The sequence below is a fragment of the Lactococcus sp. S-13 genome, assembly GCF_004210295.1.
In the GTDB taxonomy this organism is placed as follows: Bacteria; Bacillota; Bacilli; order Lactobacillales; family Streptococcaceae; genus Lactococcus.
On sequence record NZ_SDAK01000001.1, the window covers coordinates 1,791,177 to 1,810,327 of the forward strand.

The 19,151-nt window shown below is 39.5% G+C and carries 19 protein-coding genes and 1 tRNA gene; 14 read left to right on the plus strand and 6 right to left on the minus strand.

The genetic code is table 11. The features are described 5' to 3' along the window. Nucleotides 1-11 precede the first annotated feature (11 nt). Together EQJ87_RS08950 and EQJ87_RS08955 are read right to left on the minus strand one after the other, a co-directional pair. Nucleotides 12-1,955 carry an alpha-amylase family glycosyl hydrolase gene (locus EQJ87_RS08950; protein WP_130124256.1) on the minus strand — a complete coding sequence of 648 codons (1,944 nt, stop codon included), beginning with the start codon at nucleotides 1,953-1,955 and terminating at the stop codon, nucleotides 12-14. Between the two features lie 127 nt (nucleotides 1,956-2,082). Beyond that, entirely contained in the window at nucleotides 2,083-2,454 is a 372-nt protein-coding gene (locus tag EQJ87_RS08955; protein WP_130124257.1) for a hypothetical protein, read from the minus strand. Between the two features lie 144 nt (nucleotides 2,455-2,598). Between EQJ87_RS08955 and EQJ87_RS08960 the strand changes: the two genes are divergently transcribed. The 7 genes from EQJ87_RS08960 (at nucleotide 2,599) to EQJ87_RS08990 (ending at nucleotide 8,816) form a co-directional block, all read left to right on the plus strand. Next, nucleotides 2,599-3,054, plus strand: coding sequence for a transporter (locus tag EQJ87_RS08960; protein ID WP_130124258.1), 456 nt, complete (start codon nucleotides 2,599-2,601; stop codon nucleotides 3,052-3,054). Between the two features lie 96 nt (nucleotides 3,055-3,150). Next, entirely contained in the window at nucleotides 3,151-4,494 is a 1,344-nt protein-coding gene (gene brnQ / locus EQJ87_RS08965; protein ID WP_130124259.1) for a branched-chain amino acid transport system II carrier protein, read from the plus strand. A gap of 157 nt (nucleotides 4,495-4,651) precedes the next feature. After that, nucleotides 4,652-5,284 carry a CPBP family intramembrane glutamic endopeptidase gene (locus tag EQJ87_RS08970; RefSeq protein WP_130124260.1) on the plus strand — a complete coding sequence of 211 codons (633 nt, stop codon included), beginning with the start codon at nucleotides 4,652-4,654 and terminating at the stop codon, nucleotides 5,282-5,284. Nucleotides 5,285-5,582: 298 nt separating this feature from the next. Then, entirely contained in the window at nucleotides 5,583-6,440 is an 858-nt protein-coding gene (locus EQJ87_RS08975; protein WP_130124261.1) for an aldo/keto reductase, read from the plus strand. A gap of 14 nt (nucleotides 6,441-6,454) precedes the next feature. After that, entirely contained in the window at nucleotides 6,455-6,886 is a 432-nt protein-coding gene (locus EQJ87_RS08980; RefSeq protein ID WP_190289068.1) for a flavodoxin family protein, read from the plus strand. A gap of 24 nt (nucleotides 6,887-6,910) precedes the next feature. Next, entirely contained in the window at nucleotides 6,911-8,248 is a 1,338-nt protein-coding gene (locus EQJ87_RS08985; RefSeq protein WP_130124263.1) for an MFS transporter, read from the plus strand. A 136-nt stretch (nucleotides 8,249-8,384) separates the two neighbouring features. Then, entirely contained in the window at nucleotides 8,385-8,816 is a 432-nt protein-coding gene (locus EQJ87_RS08990; RefSeq protein ID WP_130124264.1) for a MerR family transcriptional regulator, read from the plus strand. 326 nt (nucleotides 8,817-9,142) lie between these two features. On the opposite strand, the gene EQJ87_RS08995 is transcribed toward EQJ87_RS08990, so the two are convergent. Further along, nucleotides 9,143-9,215, minus strand: a tRNA-Thr gene (locus tag EQJ87_RS08995). A 63-nt stretch (nucleotides 9,216-9,278) separates the two neighbouring features. Continuing rightward, nucleotides 9,279-10,427, minus strand: a complete 1,149-nt coding sequence (gene tgt / locus EQJ87_RS09000; protein ID WP_130124265.1) for a tRNA guanosine(34) transglycosylase Tgt — start codon at nucleotides 10,425-10,427, stop codon at nucleotides 9,279-9,281. Between the two features lie 251 nt (nucleotides 10,428-10,678). Between tgt and EQJ87_RS09005 the strand changes: the two genes are divergently transcribed. Continuing rightward, nucleotides 10,679-11,392, plus strand: coding sequence for a DUF975 family protein (locus tag EQJ87_RS09005; RefSeq protein WP_130124266.1), 714 nt, complete (start codon nucleotides 10,679-10,681; stop codon nucleotides 11,390-11,392). A 99-nt stretch (nucleotides 11,393-11,491) separates the two neighbouring features. Here the strand turns inward: EQJ87_RS09005 and EQJ87_RS09010 are convergent, their stop codons facing one another. After that, nucleotides 11,492-12,670: an MFS transporter gene (locus EQJ87_RS09010; RefSeq protein WP_130124267.1), complete on the minus strand. Its 1,179-nt coding sequence runs from the start codon at nucleotides 12,668-12,670 to the stop codon at nucleotides 11,492-11,494. 160 nt (nucleotides 12,671-12,830) lie between these two features. Continuing rightward, nucleotides 12,831-13,622 carry a DNA/RNA non-specific endonuclease gene (locus tag EQJ87_RS09015; RefSeq protein WP_130124268.1) on the minus strand — a complete coding sequence of 264 codons (792 nt, stop codon included), beginning with the start codon at nucleotides 13,620-13,622 and terminating at the stop codon, nucleotides 12,831-12,833. A 91-nt stretch (nucleotides 13,623-13,713) separates the two neighbouring features. Here EQJ87_RS09015 and EQJ87_RS09020 point away from each other — a divergent pair, with 91 nt between their 5' ends. The 6 genes from EQJ87_RS09020 (at nucleotide 13,714) to codY (ending at nucleotide 18,891) form a co-directional block, all read left to right on the plus strand. Further along, a complete protein-coding gene (locus EQJ87_RS09020; protein ID WP_130124269.1) occupies nucleotides 13,714-14,148 on the plus strand; it encodes a CoA-binding protein in 435 nt (144 codons plus the stop codon). Between the two features lie 197 nt (nucleotides 14,149-14,345). Further along, entirely contained in the window at nucleotides 14,346-14,558 is a 213-nt protein-coding gene (locus EQJ87_RS09025) for a hypothetical protein (RefSeq protein ID WP_130124270.1), read from the plus strand. A 12-nt stretch (nucleotides 14,559-14,570) separates the two neighbouring features. After that, nucleotides 14,571-14,810, plus strand: a complete 240-nt coding sequence (locus tag EQJ87_RS09030) for a hypothetical protein (RefSeq protein ID WP_130124271.1) — start codon at nucleotides 14,571-14,573, stop codon at nucleotides 14,808-14,810. Nucleotides 14,811-14,990: 180 nt separating this feature from the next. Then, nucleotides 14,991-16,574, plus strand: coding sequence for a glycosyltransferase (locus EQJ87_RS09035; RefSeq protein ID WP_130124272.1), 1,584 nt, complete (start codon nucleotides 14,991-14,993; stop codon nucleotides 16,572-16,574). Between the two features lie 158 nt (nucleotides 16,575-16,732). Beyond that, complete coding sequence (locus tag EQJ87_RS09040; protein ID WP_130124273.1) at nucleotides 16,733-17,947, plus strand: pyridoxal phosphate-dependent aminotransferase; 1,215 nt, start codon at nucleotides 16,733-16,735, stop codon at nucleotides 17,945-17,947. A gap of 155 nt (nucleotides 17,948-18,102) precedes the next feature. After that, nucleotides 18,103-18,891, plus strand: coding sequence for a GTP-sensing pleiotropic transcriptional regulator CodY (gene codY, locus EQJ87_RS09045; protein ID WP_130124274.1), 789 nt, complete (start codon nucleotides 18,103-18,105; stop codon nucleotides 18,889-18,891). Nucleotides 18,892-19,151 lie beyond the last annotated feature (260 nt).

Sequence of the window (19,151 nt, forward strand, 5' to 3'; positions counted from 1 at the left end):
TTTCATTTGCATCAGTGAATTTTAAAGACCATCGCTGTCCGCGGTTCCAAAATCAAATCAAGTTGACCTTTTGACCAGCCAAAGGAGCTACGTGGCCCAAAACCACCAAATTTACGATCATCGGTATCAAAGACTAATTCTGGTTTTTCAGCCCAATCGAGCTGAAGTTTTTCTTGATAACTCGGATGAAAATTAAAGACAAAAAGCAAATTTCCTTTTCGATAGGCCAACAGTTTGTCTGAATTTTTCACCCAAACTTGCTGCAGTTGATCTGTTTTTGCCAGAAATTTAAAGTCTTTTTCTAAGCGCACCATGTCCTTGTCAAAAGCGGCCAAGTATTTGAAACGCAAATTTTCATCTTCTGCCAAAGACCACTGACGTCTCGCGTGTTGGAAATTATCATTGTTGCCCTCGCGGGGGAAATCGAGCCATTCAGGATGCCCAAATTCATTGCCCATAAAGTTGAGATAGCCTTCGCCAGCCAAACTAAAAGTCACCAAGCGGATGAGCTTGTGAAGCGCAATCGCGCGATCAATCTTGAGTGACTGACTATTGACGTCCATTTTCCAGTAAATTTCTTCGTTGGCCAGCCACATCATGAGCGTCTTATCGCCAACTAAAGCCTGATCATGACTTTCGGCGTAGCCGATATTTTTTTCGCCGGGCCGTCTGGTCGTCAACTCCCACCACAAACTCATCAAATCCAGTGTATCATCAGATTTTTCCTTCAATTGCTTAATCCAAAAGTCAGGAATTCCCATTGAAAGTCGGTAATCAAAACCAATCCCGCCCGCAGAAATCGGTAGCGCCATACCCGGCATGGCTGACATATCCTCGGCAATCGTCGTCGCATCTGGATTGATTTGGTGAATCAACTCATTGGCCAACATCAGATAAGTCACAGCTTCCACATCAGTATTCAGTGAAAAATACTTGCTGTAATCCGTAAAAGCCGTCCCTAGACCATGATCATGATAGAGCATGGAGGTCACACCGTCAAAACGAAAACCGTCAAAACGATAAACGTCCAACCAAAATTTCAGATTAGACAACAGGAAATGAATCACTTCGTCCTTACCATAATTGAAGAGCTTAGTGTTCCAAGCAGAATGTTCGCCACGCGCTCCCTCGTGGAAGTACTGGCTGGTTGTCCCGTCAAAAAGATTAAGCCCGTCACCCACATTTTTGACTGCGTGCGAATGCACCACGTCCAACAGCACACGAAGCCCCATGCCGTGCGCCTTATCAATCAGATCCATTAAATCCTCAGGTTGACCAAAACGACTAGAAACGGCAAAGAAATTAGACACCTGATAGCCAAAGCTAGCATATAGCGGGTGTTCCATAATGGCCATGAGCTGGATGGTGTTGTAGCCATCTTTTTTGATACGTGGCAGGACATCGCGCGTAAATTCTTTATAAGTGTTAATCTTGTATTCTTCAGTAGAAATACCGATGTGCGCCTCGTAAATCAGCGGTGCTTCAGCTAATTTTGGTGCTTGATGTTTCCATTCATGCTGAGGATTAACAATCACACCATCCAATTCATGGCGCTCATTAGGCAGAGTGTAAAGGATGTAACTCGGTACCCGATAAACTGTTTCGCCATTGGTCAAAGTCAATTTGACCTTGACTTTGGAGCCGACAGGCAGCATTCCGGGCACGCTAATTTCCCAGACCCCACCGTAAGCTTCTTTGAGTTCAAAATTATTTTCCCAATTGTTGAAATCACCGACCAACCAAGCTTTTTGCGCATTTGGCGCCCATTCTCGGAAAGTCCAATGTTTCATTTCTTGTTGAAAACCAAAATACTTGTAGCCATTGGCAAAGTCGCAAAGCGAGCCGTCCACACCTAAAAGTCGTTTCTTCGTTCGAGCAAAATCAAAGAGCCGAGCAGACAAGTCATCTTTGAAAGCTTCTAGATAAGGGTCATAATCCAAAATATTGAGAGGCATAAACGATTCTCCTTTTTTTACTGAAAAACATTTCTCAGTCTATTTTAACACTTTTGGAAAGGTTTTCATAATATAACTTCACAGATAAGTAAAAAACTCACTACTCACATTCCGTCAGTAATTTCGCTCACTCGGGAAAGCCAAACCAAGGATCTTCCTCATCCGTAAGGGATTCAGGAACGAAAGAAGTGACTTGTGGGTCAGCAAAAGCAGGTTGATTTTCTAGAGAAAATGCTGACGGAATTTGCGTCAGTAAATGCTCTGGCTGATTTTTCTCATTTGTCACTGTTGGTGCCAAAGTTGGTGTCCCAGATTGACTTGGAGAAGCTGGAGACACAAAAAAGTGGCTTTCTAGCAGCTTGATATAGTCATAAAATTCCGTTAAAAGCCCCTGATAATAAGCGCCCTCTGCAGAAGAGGCCTCAGCCTTAAAAGTCGCCTGTGCCTCACCCCAACGTTCCGCAATCTGTTTACTCCTTAAAAACTCATCATAATTCATGTCAAACCTCACTTGTTTCTGCTCTCATTATAACTTATTTCATTCTTCTTTTTCAAAAAATTCACTTTCGTGTGAAAAAGTGGAATTTTCAGAAAATAAAAGATATAATATCAATCATAAACCAAACTTAATAAAGGAGAAAAAATGACCTCAACCCCAAGAAGCACTCACTTGCTCCTCCGGTGGAGCTTACTCACCTATTCACTCTTTGCATTAACTGGTAGTGTGATTTACATCATTTTAAACGGCAAACTTTTCAAAATCAACTGGAAAAAATATAACAGCAGTGGGGACTACTATCTCAAAGTAAACAAAATGCGTGATTTAGGGATTTTGCGCCTCTCTGGTAATCCACGCCAACTTCATTCAAGTTTTTTGATTGCTCTACTAGTCATTGGCATCCTTGTCAGTTTGTTTATCTTTGTGATGGCTTGGCGTAGCTATGTGTCAAGAACTTACACGCCCCTCATTACGCTCATTGGCTATCTTTTTCCTTTTATTTTTTCAGGAAGGGCAAATATACTTTGGCCGCTCTTGTATGGTTTTCTCATTGTGCTTTTTGGAGCTGCTTTTTCGGCACTAGCTCTCAAGTCAATTTAAAATTGTGTTGTAAATTCTCAATAGTTTTGCTATAATAATATGTTGTTTTATACATAAAACTGAATACATATCATACTTAACATAAAGGAGAGCAACATGAAAGAAAAACTAGGGAGAAAAGACTATCTATTTATTGGCTCGATGCTGTTTGGGTTGTTTTTTGGCGCAGGAAACTTGATTTTTCCTATTCACATGGGGCAAGACGCTGGTGCCGCGATTTCCTTGGCAAATTTAGGATTTTTAGTCACGGGTGTAGGTTTCCCTTTTTTGGGAATCATTGCGCTAGGAATGTCGCAAAGTTCAGGTGTTTTTGAACTCTCTTCGCGCGTGGGACGTTCTTATGGCTATGTTTTTACGATTTTACTCTATCTCGTGATTGGCCCTTTTTTTGCCCTCCCACGTCTGGCAACGACTTCTTTTGAAATCGGCATATCTCCCTTTTTATCCGCTCAACTCCAAGCGCCTTTGCTTGCTCTTTTTAGCATTTTATTTTTTGGAACAGCCTGGTTTTTAGCCAGAAAACCGACAAAACTCTTAAATTATATCGGAAAATTCCTCAATCCCCTCTTTTTAATCCTTTTGGGTTCTATTTTAGTCATCGCTTTTACTCATCCACTTGGAAAAGTCAGTGAAGCAGCCATCGGGAAAAGTTACCAAAATGCTGCTTTCATGACAGGTTTCACCCAAGGCTATAATACGCTTGATGCCTTAGCCGCTTTAGCATTTGGAATTATCATCGTCACAACCATTCGCGAACGCGGTGTAAAAAATCCGAAAGTCATTGCTAAAGAAACAGTCAAAGCAGGCCTGATTAGTGTGATTTTAATGGCTGTGATTTACACTTGCCTCTCCTACCTCGGTGCAATGAGCGTCGGCCGCTTTGCGATGAGTGAAAATGGAGGAATTGCCCTCGCTCAAATCTCTCAACACTACTTAGGGACGTTTGGGATGATTATATTGGCCTTGATTGTTATCATCGCCTGCTTAAAAACAACAGTTGGTTTGATTTCGGCCTTTTCAGAAGCCTTTGTTGAACTCTTCCCGCAGAAAAACTACAGTTTTTACTTAGTAATTGTGAGTATCCTGCCTTGTATTTTTGCAAATGTTGGCTTGACCAAAATCATCCAACTTTCTGTGCCAGTCTTGATGTTTTTATATCCACTAGCGATTACATTGATTCTCCTTGCTCTCTTAAGCCCTCTCTTTAACCATGCTAAAATCGTTTATCAAACGACGACGGCATTTACACTCTTGGCAGCCATCATTGACGGTCTGAATGCCCTCCCTAATGCCCAATCCATCACGGGTATTGCAGATCTTATTAATTTTGCAAAACATTATCTTCCTTTCTTTCCATTGGGAATGGGTTGGATTCTTCCAGCGCTTGTCGGTTTTATCGTAGGACTCATCTGGAAAACTTTATCCAAAAAGACCGCTTGAATTAAAAAATAAAAGAAAACCTTATATCTCAGAGATATAAGGTTTTTAAATAACTTTAATGTTTTAAAAAAAGCTATGTAATCTAAAAAACTTTTATTTACCTAACAAAAATGATATGATATAACTTAACATGAGTTTATAAGGAAAAGGAAGTACTATGGAAAGAAAAAGAATAAGTACAAAAGATGCTTGGATTGCCTTTGTTGCAACCTTGTTGATTGGGATAGGCTATCAAGTAATAGGGAAGTTGCCGCTTGATTCGACAGTTGCACAGTTCATTGGAACGATATGGAATGCTATTTTAGCTGCAGTAGTAGGCTATATTTTTCTAAAAAATCGATTTGTTAATCAGTTTAAACATTTTAGTTTTAAAACACTTGCATGGGGAATTCCACTAACCATTGTAACAGGGGCTTTATTTGGATTGGTTTATAGTCTTTTGTTTGGTAAACCCACAGAAAACTCTGTAGCTGGAATTATAACTCTGCAAATGGTCTTTTTGCAGGTTCCCTTTATGTTGATGGGGGAAGAATTATTAAGCACCAATATTATTCTTGCTTTAGAAGAAAAAGGATTAGATTTCAAATGGGCCTCTTTGATTTGTGGTGTCTTGTTTGCTTTGTGGCACATTCCAGCATACGGTTTCCACCCTGCTCAATTGCTCATCACTCTACTTCCAACGAGACTTGCGCTGAACTACGTGTGGAAAAAATCTAACAGTGTTTGGATAAGTTGGCTTTGTCACTACCTCTATGACTGTCTTGGTTTCATCCAATTTTTCACAAAATAATCATTTCATTTTTGTCAAATTGTGGAATTACAGTAAAAAAATACTGCTAGGAATTTCTAGTAGTATTTTTATTGTAAAAGCTCGTCATCATTTTAGCTACTCTAAAAATCCAAGAAAAAACTCTGAAATTGAAAAATAAAATGGGGCAAATTTGGGGCAATTGGAGGAAGTTATAGTAAGTTTTGAATTATTTTTGTTGATATTTATCTAATCATTAAAATAATAAAATCTTTTTTCTTGACTTGGAGCGCACACCAAGGTTTATAATGAGTTTATCATAAGAAATGGAGAGAAAAAAATGCAAACTTTCAAATTAAATAATGGTGTTGAGATTCCTGTTCTGGGTTTTGGTGTTTTCCAAATTCCTCAAAATCAAACTAAGAAAGCTGTACTTGATGCCTTAACTGCTGGTTATCGACATATCGACACGGCACAATCTTATATGAATGAAGCGGAAGTAGGAGAAGCTTTATCTGCAACTGAGGTACCTCGTGAAGACATCTTCTTGACGACTAAAATTTGGTTGAGTAATTATGGCTATAAAGCTACAACGAAATCAGTAGAAGCTTCACTTGCTAAACTTCAAACTGAATATTTAGATTTGGTGTTGCTCCACCAACCATATAGTGATGTCTTTGGTTCTTTCAAAGCTCTTGCGGACTTACAAAAATCAGGTAAAATTCGTGCAATTGGTGTATCAAATTTTAACAGTGAACGTTTGGCAGACGTAGTAGCTTTTCAAGAAGCTAAAGTACAAGTCAATCAAATTGAAATCAATCCTTTCCACCAACGTGAAGAGGATTTAGCGAATGCTAAATCACGTGGAAATGTTTTGCTCGAAGCATGGGCTCCATTTGCGGAAGGGAAAAATGGAATTTTCACAAATGAAGTTTTAACTAAAATTGGAGATAAATATGGTAAGTCAGCAGCACAAGTTATCCTACGCTGGAACTTTGAGCGAGGAATTGTAAGCCTAGCTAAGTCTGTTAAACCAGAACGTATGGCGCAAAATATTGATATTTTTGATTTTGCTTTAACTGACGAAGATAAAGCTCAAATTGCTACACTCGAAACTAATGATAGTCAATTCTTCGACCACAACACTCCTGAGTCAGTTGACATGTTTGTTAATTTTCTAAAAGAAAGAGATGTGTAAGCTTGAATACTCTTTTGATTAATGCAAGTGCTGAAAAAGGAGATACAACTCGGAGTATTGCCCGAGCAATCAGTACTGAATTTGATGAAATACGGTTAGTAGATCAAAATATTGCTCAATTCGGACAAGTAAGTGAAATTGAGAAGGATGATTTTGACAAAGTTATTGCTAAAATTAATACTGCCGATAAAATTATTGGTAGTCCCGTCTATTGGGGAGGATTGACAAGCTTACTTTACACTTTCATTGACCGATTAGGTGAGGTTTATCATACGCCGAAAAATCCATTCCGGGACAAAGAAGTGGTTATTATTGTTCAAGGAGCATGGCCTCAAGAAGTGTTACCGCATGCCAAGGTTTATTTTGAACACTTTGCAGAGAACTATAATTTTCACTTACTTGCTATTGTCACAAACTTACAAGAAGCTGCATCTGTTAATTTATGACAGATGCTTTTTAGAAAGATTCTTATGCAACAAAAACAAAAATTTGGAACAATTTTATTTATTATTTTATTTAGTTACTTTTTGATATTGATGGATAACTCAATTATCTTCACAAGTACAGTGAAAATTGCAAATGATTTGCACCTTAATGAAGCGGCATTATCTTGGGTTTCTAATGCTTACACTATAACATTTGGTGGTTTCTTACTCTTAGCAGGTAGACTTGGAGACTTACTTGGACGTAAAAGGATATTTTTGACAGGGCTCTTACTTTTTGGATTAAGTTCTCTTTTTATTGGTCTATCTTACTCTATGGTTGAAATTATTTCTTGGCGTGCTATTCAAGGAATTGGTTCTGCAATAATTGCTCCTACTTCACTTGCTATTTTAATGGATAATTATGAGGGTAGTATGAGAATGCGTGCGATTTCCTATTATGGGGCAACAGCAGGTATTGGTTCATCTGCAGGTCTTTTAATTGGTGGATGGTTAACTAGTGCAATTTCTTGGAGAGCTGGTTTCCTACTTAATGTTCCTTTTGCTCTTTTCTTAATCATTTTAACGTTTATAAAGATAAAAAATGGGAAAGCGCAAAGGATTAAAATTGACTATCTTGGCGCAATTCTTTCAGTATTAATTGCTACTAGTTTTGTTTATGGGATTACAGTTACTAATCTCTGGCTTATTGCATTTTCAATTATTTTATTGCTTGGCTTTATTTTCTGGGAGAAAACTCAGAAAAATCCGTTAATGCCACTTGAACTCTTCAGCAATCGCGTCCGTTCGGGTTCTTATTTAGCTCGATTTATATTTATGATGGCAATGCTCCCTTACTGGTTTATTCTACCCCAAATTATGCAAGAGATTTATCATTTCACACCATTGCAATCTGGTATGGGATTTTTACCTCTGACAATTGTTAATTTTATAGCTGCCTTATATCTTCCAAAACTAACAGCAAGAATTGGTAATTCAAAAGTGATGTTAGTTGGGCAAGGGATTCTATTGCTTGGCTTGATACTATCAACAGTGCTAAGTCCAAAGCTTGGATATTTCTTAGCAATTGGGTTACCAATGGTTTTGGTTGGTTTAGGGCAAGGTTGGTTATTGGCTCCCCTAACATCGGCGGGCGTTCAAGAGATACCTAACGAGCTATCTGGCGCAGCTAGTGGGATGACAAATACAATGCACCAAATTGGTGGTCCTGTGGGCTTATCACTTGTTGTGTTCATTACTAGCCCTTTTCAAAACCAAAGTTTAGTTTATTATCATTGGGTTATGGGTCTAGTCACTGCGTTTATCGTTTTAGGTTTTGTTGTGCTATTAATCACTCAACCACATAAGCAAGTTGCTGAGGGATAATCGAATTTTATAGAAGATGATATAATAAACTTATTGATGGGATAAAAGATTTACTTATATGGTAGGGTAACTCAGAATTTATTATAGAGTTACTTTCTTCTGTTTCAAAATATAAAAATAGAAAGTGAATAAAGCAATGAATATTAAAGAGGCTGCAGATCTATTTGGCTTAACGCCAGATACACTACGCTATTATGAAAAAGCAGGAATTGTTCCACCTGTTCATCGAGCACAATCTGGTTTTCGCGATTATCAGACACGGGATTTAAATTGGATTTATCTTGTTAGAAGTCTACGGCGTGCAGGAATGGATATTGATGCACTCAAGCACTTTGCAGAACTTGCCAAAGGCCGGGAAACAAACGATATCGATACCCTTAAGGCGGTAGATACAGCTCAAAAAGGTATTTTACAGAAACAACTTATTGAGATAGATGAAAAAATTTCTGAACTCCAGCAAACACGTGAGATACTAGCTTATAAGATTTCCACTTACGAAGACCATATTGCTAAGTTTAAAACAGGTGAGTGGGATGCAGAAAACCAAGAAAGACTATGGGAACGATAAACCTAAAGAAATATGAATAATCTTTAAAAAAACTGACAAAAGGGATAAAAAGTCTTACTATAAGGATTATTAAAGATTTGAGAAATAAGAACTAATCAAGTAATAAGATGTGTGTAACATAAAAGGTGAAGAACTACAAGCATATCTCAAATATAGTCATTAAGCTTTAAGTCAACTTGCTCAATGGTTAATCTTCTGCTACACTCTGAAAACATAAGCAGATAACCAAGGTAGTGTGAAAAATAATGTTATAAAAATGTGATAAAAATAGGAAAAATAATAAAGAAAAAGCCTTATACATCAACTATACAAGGCTTTTAATTTAGTGCCGAGTGCAGGAATCGAACCTGTGACCCCTTCGTTACGAGTGAAGTGCTCTACCGACTGAGCTAACTCGGCAACTTATGAAAGTGGAATTTCCACTTCCATAATCATACAACTTTTCAAAAAATTTTTCAAGACTTAAAAATCTTTGGCATTTGGTAAGTTATAACCGTAACGCTCACAGAAATCTTCACGGAATTCAAGGAGATTGTCGTCCATGATAGCTTGACGGACGTCTTTCATGAGATTGACAAGGAAATGAAGATTATGATAAGAACAAAGGCGTAAGCCAAAGGTTTCATCGGCTTTGATCAAATGACGTAAGTAAGCGCGCGTGTAGTTGGTACAAGTGTAGCAATCACACATTGGATCAAGTGGGGTGAAATCATGCTCATACTTGGCATTGCGAATATTTACTCGGCCAAAGTGAGTCATTAAGGTACCGTTTCGGGCGATACGTGTAGGGAGAACGCAGTCAAACATATCAACCCCACGAATGACACCATCAATTAAGCTATCTGGCGCACCAACGCCCATAAGATAACGGGGTTTGTCTTCAGGAAGAAGAGGCGTAGTGAAGTCAAGCACTGCATTCATTTCTTTATGTGATTCGCCGACGGCAAGTCCGCCGATAGAATAGCCTGCGAAATCCATAGAAGTCAAATCAGCAGCTGATTGGCGGCGTAAGTCTTCAAAGCCAGCACCTTGAACGATCCCAAAAAGGCCTTGGTCATTTGGACGACGATGAGCATTAAGTCCGCGTTCAGCCCAACGTGAAGTCCGCTCAACTGAGGCTTTAACGTAATCATAAGGTTGATAAAAAGGTGGACATTCGTCAAAGGACATCATGATGTCAGAGCCGAGATTATTTTGGATACCGATGGCTTTTTCTGGATTGAGGAAGAGTTCACGACCGTCCAGATGGCTCTTGAACTTAACACCTTCTTCGGTGATGTTTTTCTTGTTTTGTACCAAGCTGTATACTTGAAAACCACCACTATCTGTAAGGATGGGTTGATCCCAGTTCATGAATTTATGGAGTCCGCCAGCTTCGGCAACTAACTCATCTCCGGGACGAAGCCAGAGGTGGTAAGTATTAGAGAGGATAATTCCAGAACCAAGGTCTTTGAGTTCTTCTGGACTCATAGTTTTTACTGTGGCTTGGGTGCCGACAGGCATGAACATTGGTGTTGGGAAGGTACCGTGTGGTGTGATAATTTCACCGAGTCGTGCGCCGGTGTGTTTCTCTTTTTTGATGAGTCTGTATTTTATTGCGTGTTCAGTCATGTTTTTCCTTTAAGATGTCAGGAGCTTGGCAAAAATAGCATCTTCCTTTGTGCGCCTTTTGGAACTCCTGACTCGATTATTTTCTTAAAAAATTAAGCACTTATAAGTATAACAAAAAATATGTGCTTTTTATAGGTTTTGTTTGGATATTCTACTAAAGAAAGATGATTTTTTGAAATTTTAGTGTTATAATGGTAATAGAATTTAAAGTTTTTAGAAAATTTATTTTTTAGTACGTAGGAGGTACTTTCATGAAGAGACGAGATTTAAAAAATCAGGCGAAAGCAGCACTGAAAGACAACTTTGGTTCAAAAATGTTGCTCTTTATCATTCCAATTATTTTAGGAATTTTTAGTAGGGGTAATCAAGTACATACCGTTTTGACAGATAATAATATCAATTTTAGTGCGGATGCTGGTGGGGCTAGTGTGTCTCATTTGGCACTCTTAATTGCGGGGCCGATTATTGCTGTTACTGTTTTGATTACTATTGCGATTAGTTTGTTTATCATCGTCATCACAACGGGGGCAATCTTCAACTATATCAAGATTTTCCGCGGGGAACGTAGCAATCCGCAATTTAAAAATATCTTTGCTCCATTTTCTGACGGTTCACTTTGGAAAATTGTTTTGCTGAATGTGGTGATTGGACTTGTGATGATTGTCTTGATTCTTATCCCAATTATTGGCTGGGCTTTTGCGGTTTATTTGGGACTAGGGTGGTCACAAAGTACTTATGTGTTGTTTGATCAGTTGGAAGAAGGCCGTTATGCAGGCGTGAAACAGGTCTTACGCGAATCGTCAGCGAAGATGAAGGGCTTGCGTGGAAACTACTTTATCTACAAATTGAGCTTCTTCTGGTGGTATATTTTAAATGGTATCTCTGGTGGACTGGCTGGTTTTTGGACAATGCCTTATTTCAATATGGCTGATATTGCTTACTACGAAAATATCGAAAATCTATAAGAAAAAAAGTCGTCAGATTTACTGACGGCTTTTTTAGTGCTTTCGGTCTTTTCGTCAGCATTTTCTCTGGAAAAATTCTAGAGAATTTACTGACGGAATTTATTTGATGCGCTTAGTGTGACGCCCATGAACGAAATAATAAATGACAGCAATCAAAAGGGCCAAAATCGCAGAGGCAAAGTAAAGATTACGATAGCCTAAGAGTGGCATGAGCATTCCCAAGATGAAAGGCCCAAAACCAACGCCCATATCCATGAAACCAAAGAAAGTTGAGGTCACAACGCCCAAGCGATGGACGTTTGAGTTACGGATAGCAATAGCTTGACCAAAGGGTGAAAACGAACCATAGCCCAAGCCAATAAAGACAGCCGCAAGTAAAAGCATACCACCAGAATGTGCTAGACCAATGAGCAAAAGTCCTAAGGCAAAGAATAAGTAAGTTGGATACATGACAAAATTGTCCCCGAGACTATCAAAAATTCGCCCCGTGATTGGTCGTGAAATCAGGACAGTTAAAGCATAAACGATGAAGAAAAATGAAGCAGTCTCCGAAAGGTTGATAGAGAGGGAATAAGCATCCATGAAAGAAAGAATGCTAGAGTAAGAAATCCCAATCAGAAAGGCAATTAAAGAAATGGGAAGTGCAGCTTTCTCAAAATAATTTGACCAAGCAAATTTTCGTTTGCTTGTTTCGGGAATTTCGGAGTTTGTTTGGCTGCGTTGCACTTTTAAAAAGAAGAGCCCAATCAAAGCGACAAACAGCAGTAAAGCAGACAACCAGATTAGAGCAGAAAATCCAGAAACGCGATAGAGGAACATGGATAAAAAAGGGCCAAAAGCTGATGATAAAGTGACTGAGAGGGCATAATAGCCAATCCCTTCACCTCGACGTGAAGCAGGCACGATTGCCCCAGCTAGCGTCCCAGAAGCTGTCCCAGCAATCCCAAAGCCAACTCCGTGAAAGAGCCGAAGCAAGAGTAAAAGTCCGACAGAGTGGACTGCAAAATAAGCAAAAGTCAGGATAAAATAAATCCCAATCCCAAGATAAAGTAATTTTTTTGCGCCAAAACGCTTCATGTTATTACCTGCCCAGAGTCGTGCAAAAAAGGCACCGACAATAAAAATTCCAGATAAAATCCCAGCGATGCTGGCTGAGGCTTGATAGCGCTCCATAGCCATCGTTCCAATAACGACAGTCGGTAAATAGAAGACGAGATAGAGAATAAAATTAATGAGCATATTGATGACAAAAGTTCTTGTCCATAGTTTTTCTTTCATATGAAACCTTTCAAGTGTTTTTAGAGATAATGAATTTAATAAAAAAGACAAACTCTCGGGATTAAGCGAGAGTTTGTGTTTCTTCGTTGAATTAACTTTATCATTGTATCAAAAAAATGAAATATAATGTTGCAGATTGACATTTTATGTTCAAATTAGCTTAATTAGGGTTGACGGTGTTGACAGCTGTACCGTCCGCGTAGTTAATTTTGGCATTTGGCGCCACGTTGTCTAAAACCACGACGGTTGCCCCAGCAAGTCCTGTTTTTTCACGGCCACCACCAAGTTTGATCGTCAATTTTTCACCGTTTTGGTCAATACCAACGTAGGCCAAGCGAATTTGGCGGGGCAGAAGTTCATTGCCTTTGTAGATTGGGGTGACTTGGTAATCTAGATAATAGTTAGGGTGATTGGCAAGCCAGCTGTCTAGACGATTTTCATAATAAAGCATACTTGCAGTATTACCATCGTCCATGCCCACAAAGCTGCCCCCATTGAACCAAGCAGTTTCTGGAACCAAGTTGCGTGCTTCGTTATTTAGACCGCAAAATTGATAACCAACCAAATGACCACGTGCCATGAGCCACATTTTACCGATAGAGCCGTTGTCTTTTTTATAGTAGAAATTATAATTGTGCCAGCCGACGGGATTGTAAGTCAAGGGTTCACGTTTGGCCCGAGGTTCTTGGGAATTTTTGAGCTGAATGTGTGAATCTACGGCACGACCAAGCGCATCAGTGTCCGCCATGACCATTTGTTTTTGATTTTTGAAAGGTAAAGGTTGCTGCTTGATTGTAGAGGGCAGCATTTTGCTTGTTTGATTGAGCGTGGTGGAGGGCGTTGTGTCTGGTTTTGACCCGAGATGAAGCTTGTCAGAACCAAAATAACCCACAGCCAAAGCCACAAGGAGGATTAACAGACTAGTGAGTGATTTTTTTTGTTTCTTATTCATGACTTAATTATAACAAAAAACCGTAAGCCTTTGCTAAATAACGCCGTCACGAAATGGTGTATAATAAAGGAAAAGCACAAAGGAGAAAAAAATGTACGAATTTGAAAATCCAAGCCAAGAAACGATTTTTGGTTATCTCAAAAAAGCGAAAACAATTGCTGTGGTTGGCATGAGTGATCGTCCAGATCGCACGTCATTTTTGATTGGGCAAGCTTTGCAACAAAACGGTTACCAGATTGTTCCGGTTAACCCAAAGTTGGTAGGGACACAGCTCTTGGGTGAGCAGGTCTATGCCAATATCAAAGATGTTCCCTTTCATTTAGATATTGTTGATATTTTCCGTCAGAGCAAATTTTTGCCTGAAGTTGCTCAAGATTTTATCCAAACAGACGCAGATGTTTTCTGGGCTCAACAAGGTTTGCAGTCCGAAGAAGCGGAGCAAATTTTGCGTGCAGCCGGTAAAAATGATATTGTCATGAACCGTTGCATTAAAATCGAATACGCCTACTCTGGTTTAGGAAAATAAGTTTTCGTCAGCAAATTCTCTGGCAAAATACTTTTCGTCAGTAAAAAAGTCAATTCCGTCAGCAAATATTCTAAAAAAATCAGCCAAAAGACCGATAAGTGCGGTCTTTTTTCTTGCTATAATAAGTTTATAGAAAATACTAGTGTCTGATTTCCCCAAAAAACGGTCGAAATCAGCTCGTGTTTAAAGGAGAAATGATGTTTTTAGGAATAGTTATCGTGTTGGCACTCTTACTTTTTGTGAAGGGTTTGGTCAAATTTGTCTTGCCAGCGCTCGTAATTTTAGTCGTTTTACGCCTACTCTGGGGAGGATTATTGTTACTGTTTAGCCCACATTTCTGGGGCTTACTACTGGTTGTCGGCTTTATCTTTTGGCTATTCAAAGCCAGCCGTGGCAATCGATATGATTAGGAGGGAAAAAGAATGTTCTTAGGATTTTTATCAGCTTTATTGGTGATTGGTACGCTTGCTTCTATTTTGCTGGTGATGTTTGGTTTGCTTGCAGCACGCGTATTTTTCCGTTATATTTTGCCAATCTTGCTCATTTTGCTGGCAATTCGGGTAATTTTTGCGGGACTTATGCTACTTTTTAACCCTCATTTTTGGCTTTTTGTCGGCGGAGTGGCACTTGTCATTTGGCTTCTTGGAAAATTTAGAGCTTAAAAACAAACGGACGGTCTTTTTCAAAAATGAGGCCGTTTTTTTGCTGCTATCTGAGGCAAAATTATTTGCTTTATTGAATGTTGACCGAAAATTTAGTATAATTTCTTTAATACTATGGTCGAAAGCAGTTTTTTCACCATAAGGAAAGTGTTCTCGCTTGCGAAAACATTGGAGGAAATCATGTCAAATGAATATCAGACGCGCTCGGCAAGACTCAAGCGTAACGTTTCACCCCAGAAAGTCGCACCTATCGAAGCCGATTCAGCTACCGCTGAAATCCAAGACCAACAAAGAGCCCCCCTTAGAAAAAGTCGGTCAAATAAACAAGTTTCACCTCATGAAAATCGAATTGCTCAAAGAAGTAGCCTTCCTTTATGGCTTTATGGCTTGTTAGGCAGTTTGTCGGTGCTTTTGAGCCTGACTTTTTACACTTTTCCCTTGTGGAGAATGCAAGCCACAGCCATTCAATCGCAAAATCTTTACTCAGGCCTTGCCATGCAGCATGGTTTGGTTCCTTATAATGATTTTTTCGGCACAGGAGGTTCTATATTTTACCTGATTAACTGGCTGGGAAATCTGGGCGGCAGCACTTGGCTCCTTTGGATTTTTGGTATTATTGCCTTGCTCATCAGTGGTTTACTTACTTACAAACTCGCCAATCAACAAACGCAAAACCAAACAGCAGCGACCATTGTTTCGGCCTTTACCTTAGTTGTCATTGCTGGAATGGCTCGTGGGGGAGATGCGCCGACCTTGTTTGCACTCCCTTTTGCACTCTGGGGCGCCCTCTTTTTAAACCAATATTTCCGCGAAGCATCGACTGATCGAGGCTTCATTCGTTTTGGAATGGCAGGGGCGATGACGCTTGTTATCTCGCCAATCATGAGTGTATTTTTCTTAATGTCAATGCTTGCCCTTTTGATCTATAATCCACTTAACCGCCGCTTCTGGCGTGGTTTTTACCAATTGTTGTCAGCCCTCTTAGGCGTTTTATTGGTGGGTTATTCGGTGGCCTATTATGCGCTACAAGAACAAACACTTTACACTTCAATTGAGCAATCTATTTTGATTCCATTGAGTCAATTTGGCACGGCCAGCGATTTACCGATTGTCTTAGCCAAGTCCCTTGTGATGATTTTAATCTTTGGAGGAGTTACAGGATTTATTCAAGGAATTTTACAACTCAAAAACAGCGGTAGTGCTTTGATTTGGCACACCCTGCTCCTTTTAGGCACGGTAGTCGTGACCATATTGGTCGTGTTCAACAAAAATTTTGATAGTTCTAATTTATTAGCCGCACTGCCCTTTATGCTTGTTTTTACTGGTTTGTCAATCAAGGACAACGATAAAATCTTGTTGAAATACTTGCAAAATCGCTTGTTTGCTCCTATTTTGGCGATTCTCTTTGTCCTTTTGACTCCAATCGTTTATAGTTTTCAAAATCGGACGATTTTTGCCGAAGAAAAAGCCGTTGTGCGCTATCTGACAAACCATGCGACATCATCTGATCGTGTTTATGCAGTAGCCGAAACTAAAAATATCAACAACCTCAGTCGCAAAGTAGCAACGATAGATAACGTTCCAGCTCACTTCCCGATTAAATTCAGTCAAGCCTTTGATTTGAAAGTTGGCCAATTGACCGACAAATATGTCGTCTTAGAAGCAGGGCAAAAACTTCCCAAAAGTCTGTCTACTGTGCTTTCTAAAGAATACAAAGTAACCACTTATTCAGGCCAATATTTCCGCATTTACGAGAAAAAATAAGCCTCAGCCCAATTCGTCAGCAAAAAAGTCTGACCAAAAGTTTTCGTCAGTAAATTCTCTGAAAAAATCAAGAGCAAAAGCCGGAGAATTTACTGACGGATACTCCGTCAGAGAAAAAATACTGACGAAAAATAAAAAACAGCGCTCAGGAGGAAATCATGAGAGAATTTGAAAAATCACACAAACTTGATAATGTCAGCTATGATATTCGTGGCCCAGTGCTGGATGAGGCGCAAAAAATGCGCGCTAATGGCGAAAAAATTCTACGTCTAAACACAGGAAATCCCGCAGAATTTGGCTTTTTAGCACCTGATGAAGTCATCAGAGATTTGATTGAAAATGCCGTGGAAAGTGAAGGCTATTCTGACTCCAAAGGGATATTTCCAGCCCGTAAGGCTATCATGCAATATTGTCAGCTCAAAGGTTTTCCTAACGTTGACATCAACGATATTTTCACCGGAAACGGTGTTTCTGAACTTATTGTGATGTCAATGCAAGGGCTGCTTGACACGGGCGATGAAGTATTGATTCCTATGCCTGATTATCCGCTCTGGACAGCGGCAGTCAGCCTTGCTGGCGGAAATGCTGTTCACTACATTTGTGACGAACAAGCTGGTTGGTTCCCTGATATTGCGGATATTCGCGCAAAAATCACGAGCAATACCAAAGCGATTGTTTTGATCAATCCCAACAATCCGACAGGAGCGTTGTATTCTAAAGAATTACTTTTGGAAATCGTTCAAGTAGCGCGCGAGCACAATTTAATCATCTTTTCTGATGAAATTTATGATCGATTGGTTATGGACGGAGCAGTTCATGTGCCAATTGCCAGTCTGGCACCAGACCTTTTTGTGGTGACGATGAATGGCTTGTCAAAATCACATCGCATTGCAGGTTTTCGTGTAGGTTGGATGGTACTTTCCGGTGAGAAATCACACGTCAAAGGTTACATCGAAGGGCTTAATATGCTCGCTTCCATGCGCCTTTGTTCCAATGTGCTGGCGCAATCTGTCGTTCAAACCTCGCTAGGTGGCATCCAGTCTGTTGACAAATTGCTCCTTCCAGGAGGTCGGATTTATGAGCAAAGAGAGTTCATCTACAAAGCAATCAACGACATTCCCGGCCTGAGCGCCGTAAAACCTCAAGCAGCTTTTTACATCTTCCCTAAAATTGATCGGGAGATGTACCGCATTGATAATGATGAGCAATTCGTTTTAGACTTTTTGAAACAAGAAAAGATTCTTCTTGTGCATGGTCGTGGCTTCAACTGGAAAGACCCTGATCATTTCCGGATTGTTTATCTTCCACGTGTTGACGAATTAGCCGAAATTCAAGAAAAAATGGAGCGATTTTTACACCAATATCGCCGGTAAAATGAAAAATGAGAGATGTATGAATAATTCACATCTCTTATTTTGTTGAGAATAATTTTCTGACAATTATTATTGTCTTTCCTTTTTTTTTATGTTATACTTATTATGAAAAATTTTGTGCAAAGACCCGAATAAGAAAAAAATAGGAGAATATATTGGCTACATTACTTGAAAAAACACGTAAAATCACAGCGATTTTGCAGGACGGAGTAACCGATTTACAGCAAGAGCTTCCATATAATAGTATGACTGAACGTTTAGCAAATGTTATTGATTGTAACGCCTGCGTCATTAATACAAAAGGAGAATTGCTCGGTTATTCACTTCCCTACAACACAAATAATGATCGTGTTGACCAATTCTTCTACGATCGCAAATTGCCAGATGAGTATGTTCGTGCAGCAGTACGCATTTATGATACAATGGCGAACGTTCCTGTGGACAAACCACTTGCAATCTTCCCTGAAGAAGTGCTTGGAAACTTCCCAAATGGCGTTACTACTTTAGCTCCAATTTATGGCTCAGGAATGCGTCTTGGAACATTTATCATGTGGCGTGAAGACGGCGAATTTACAGACGATGATCTTGTCTTGGTTGAGCTTGCAACGACTGTTATCGGTGTGCAACTTTCAAACCTCAAACTTGAGCAAATGGAACAAAATATCCGCAAAGACACAATGGCAACAATGGCTGTTAACACCCTTTCTTACTCAGAAATGAAAGCTGTTAAAGCAATCATTGAAGAACTTGATGGTGAAGAAGGTCATGTCATTGCCTCAGTTATCGCAGATAAGATCGGAATCACTCGCTCAGTAATCGTCAACGCCTTGCGCAAACTCGAATCGGCAGGTGTTATTGAATCACGCTCACTCGGGATGAAAGGAACTTACCTCAAAGTTCTCAATACAGGTTTGTTTGACAAACTCGCAGGACGTAATTTCTAAAAGCCAGGGGCTTAGCGCTTCAGCGCTTAGACTTCGGCTTCACGAAAAGCTCCTATCGCAGATGGGAGTTTTTCACGTCCGATGAATATTTTAAACAAATACTATTGACTATAGATTTAAAAGTTACTGACGAAATTATTTGTCAGTAATTTTGCTTTCTATTTTTACTGACAAAAGTTCTGTCAGTAAAAAAATGACTGGCAAATGGGTTAAAATGACTGGCAAATGGGTTAAAATGACTGGTAGACTGCCAAAATCTT

Coding starts and splice junctions, on each gene's coding strand:
- EQJ87_RS08975 (WP_130124261.1), top strand. CDS start 5,583: ATGCAAACTTTCAAATTAAATAATGGTGTTGAGATTCCTGTTCTGGGT.
- EQJ87_RS09005 (WP_130124266.1), top strand. CDS start 10,679: ATGAAGAGACGAGATTTAAAAAATCAGGCGAAAGCAGCACTGAAAGAC.
- EQJ87_RS09035 (WP_130124272.1), top strand. CDS start 14,991: ATGTCAAATGAATATCAGACGCGCTCGGCAAGACTCAAGCGTAACGTT.
- EQJ87_RS08955 (WP_130124257.1), bottom strand. CDS start 2,454: ATGAATTATGATGAGTTTTTAAGGAGTAAACAGATTGCGGAACGTTGG.
- tgt (WP_130124265.1), bottom strand. CDS start 10,427: ATGACTGAACACGCAATAAAATACAGACTCATCAAAAAAGAGAAACAC.
- EQJ87_RS09020 (WP_130124269.1), top strand. CDS start 13,714: ATGTACGAATTTGAAAATCCAAGCCAAGAAACGATTTTTGGTTATCTC.
- EQJ87_RS09040 (WP_130124273.1), top strand. CDS start 16,733: ATGAGAGAATTTGAAAAATCACACAAACTTGATAATGTCAGCTATGAT.
- EQJ87_RS08950 (WP_130124256.1), bottom strand. CDS start 1,955: ATGCCTCTCAATATTTTGGATTATGACCCTTATCTAGAAGCTTTCAAA.
- EQJ87_RS09010 (WP_130124267.1), bottom strand. CDS start 12,670: ATGAAAGAAAAACTATGGACAAGAACTTTTGTCATCAATATGCTCATT.
- EQJ87_RS09015 (WP_130124268.1), bottom strand. CDS start 13,622: ATGAATAAGAAACAAAAAAAATCACTCACTAGTCTGTTAATCCTCCTT.
- EQJ87_RS08970 (WP_130124260.1), top strand. CDS start 4,652: ATGGAAAGAAAAAGAATAAGTACAAAAGATGCTTGGATTGCCTTTGTT.
- EQJ87_RS09025 (WP_130124270.1), top strand. CDS start 14,346: ATGTTTTTAGGAATAGTTATCGTGTTGGCACTCTTACTTTTTGTGAAG.
- brnQ (WP_130124259.1), top strand. CDS start 3,151: ATGAAAGAAAAACTAGGGAGAAAAGACTATCTATTTATTGGCTCGATG.
- EQJ87_RS08985 (WP_130124263.1), top strand. CDS start 6,911: ATGCAACAAAAACAAAAATTTGGAACAATTTTATTTATTATTTTATTT.
- EQJ87_RS08960 (WP_130124258.1), top strand. CDS start 2,599: ATGACCTCAACCCCAAGAAGCACTCACTTGCTCCTCCGGTGGAGCTTA.
- EQJ87_RS08990 (WP_130124264.1), top strand. CDS start 8,385: ATGAATATTAAAGAGGCTGCAGATCTATTTGGCTTAACGCCAGATACA.
- EQJ87_RS09030 (WP_130124271.1), top strand. CDS start 14,571: ATGTTCTTAGGATTTTTATCAGCTTTATTGGTGATTGGTACGCTTGCT.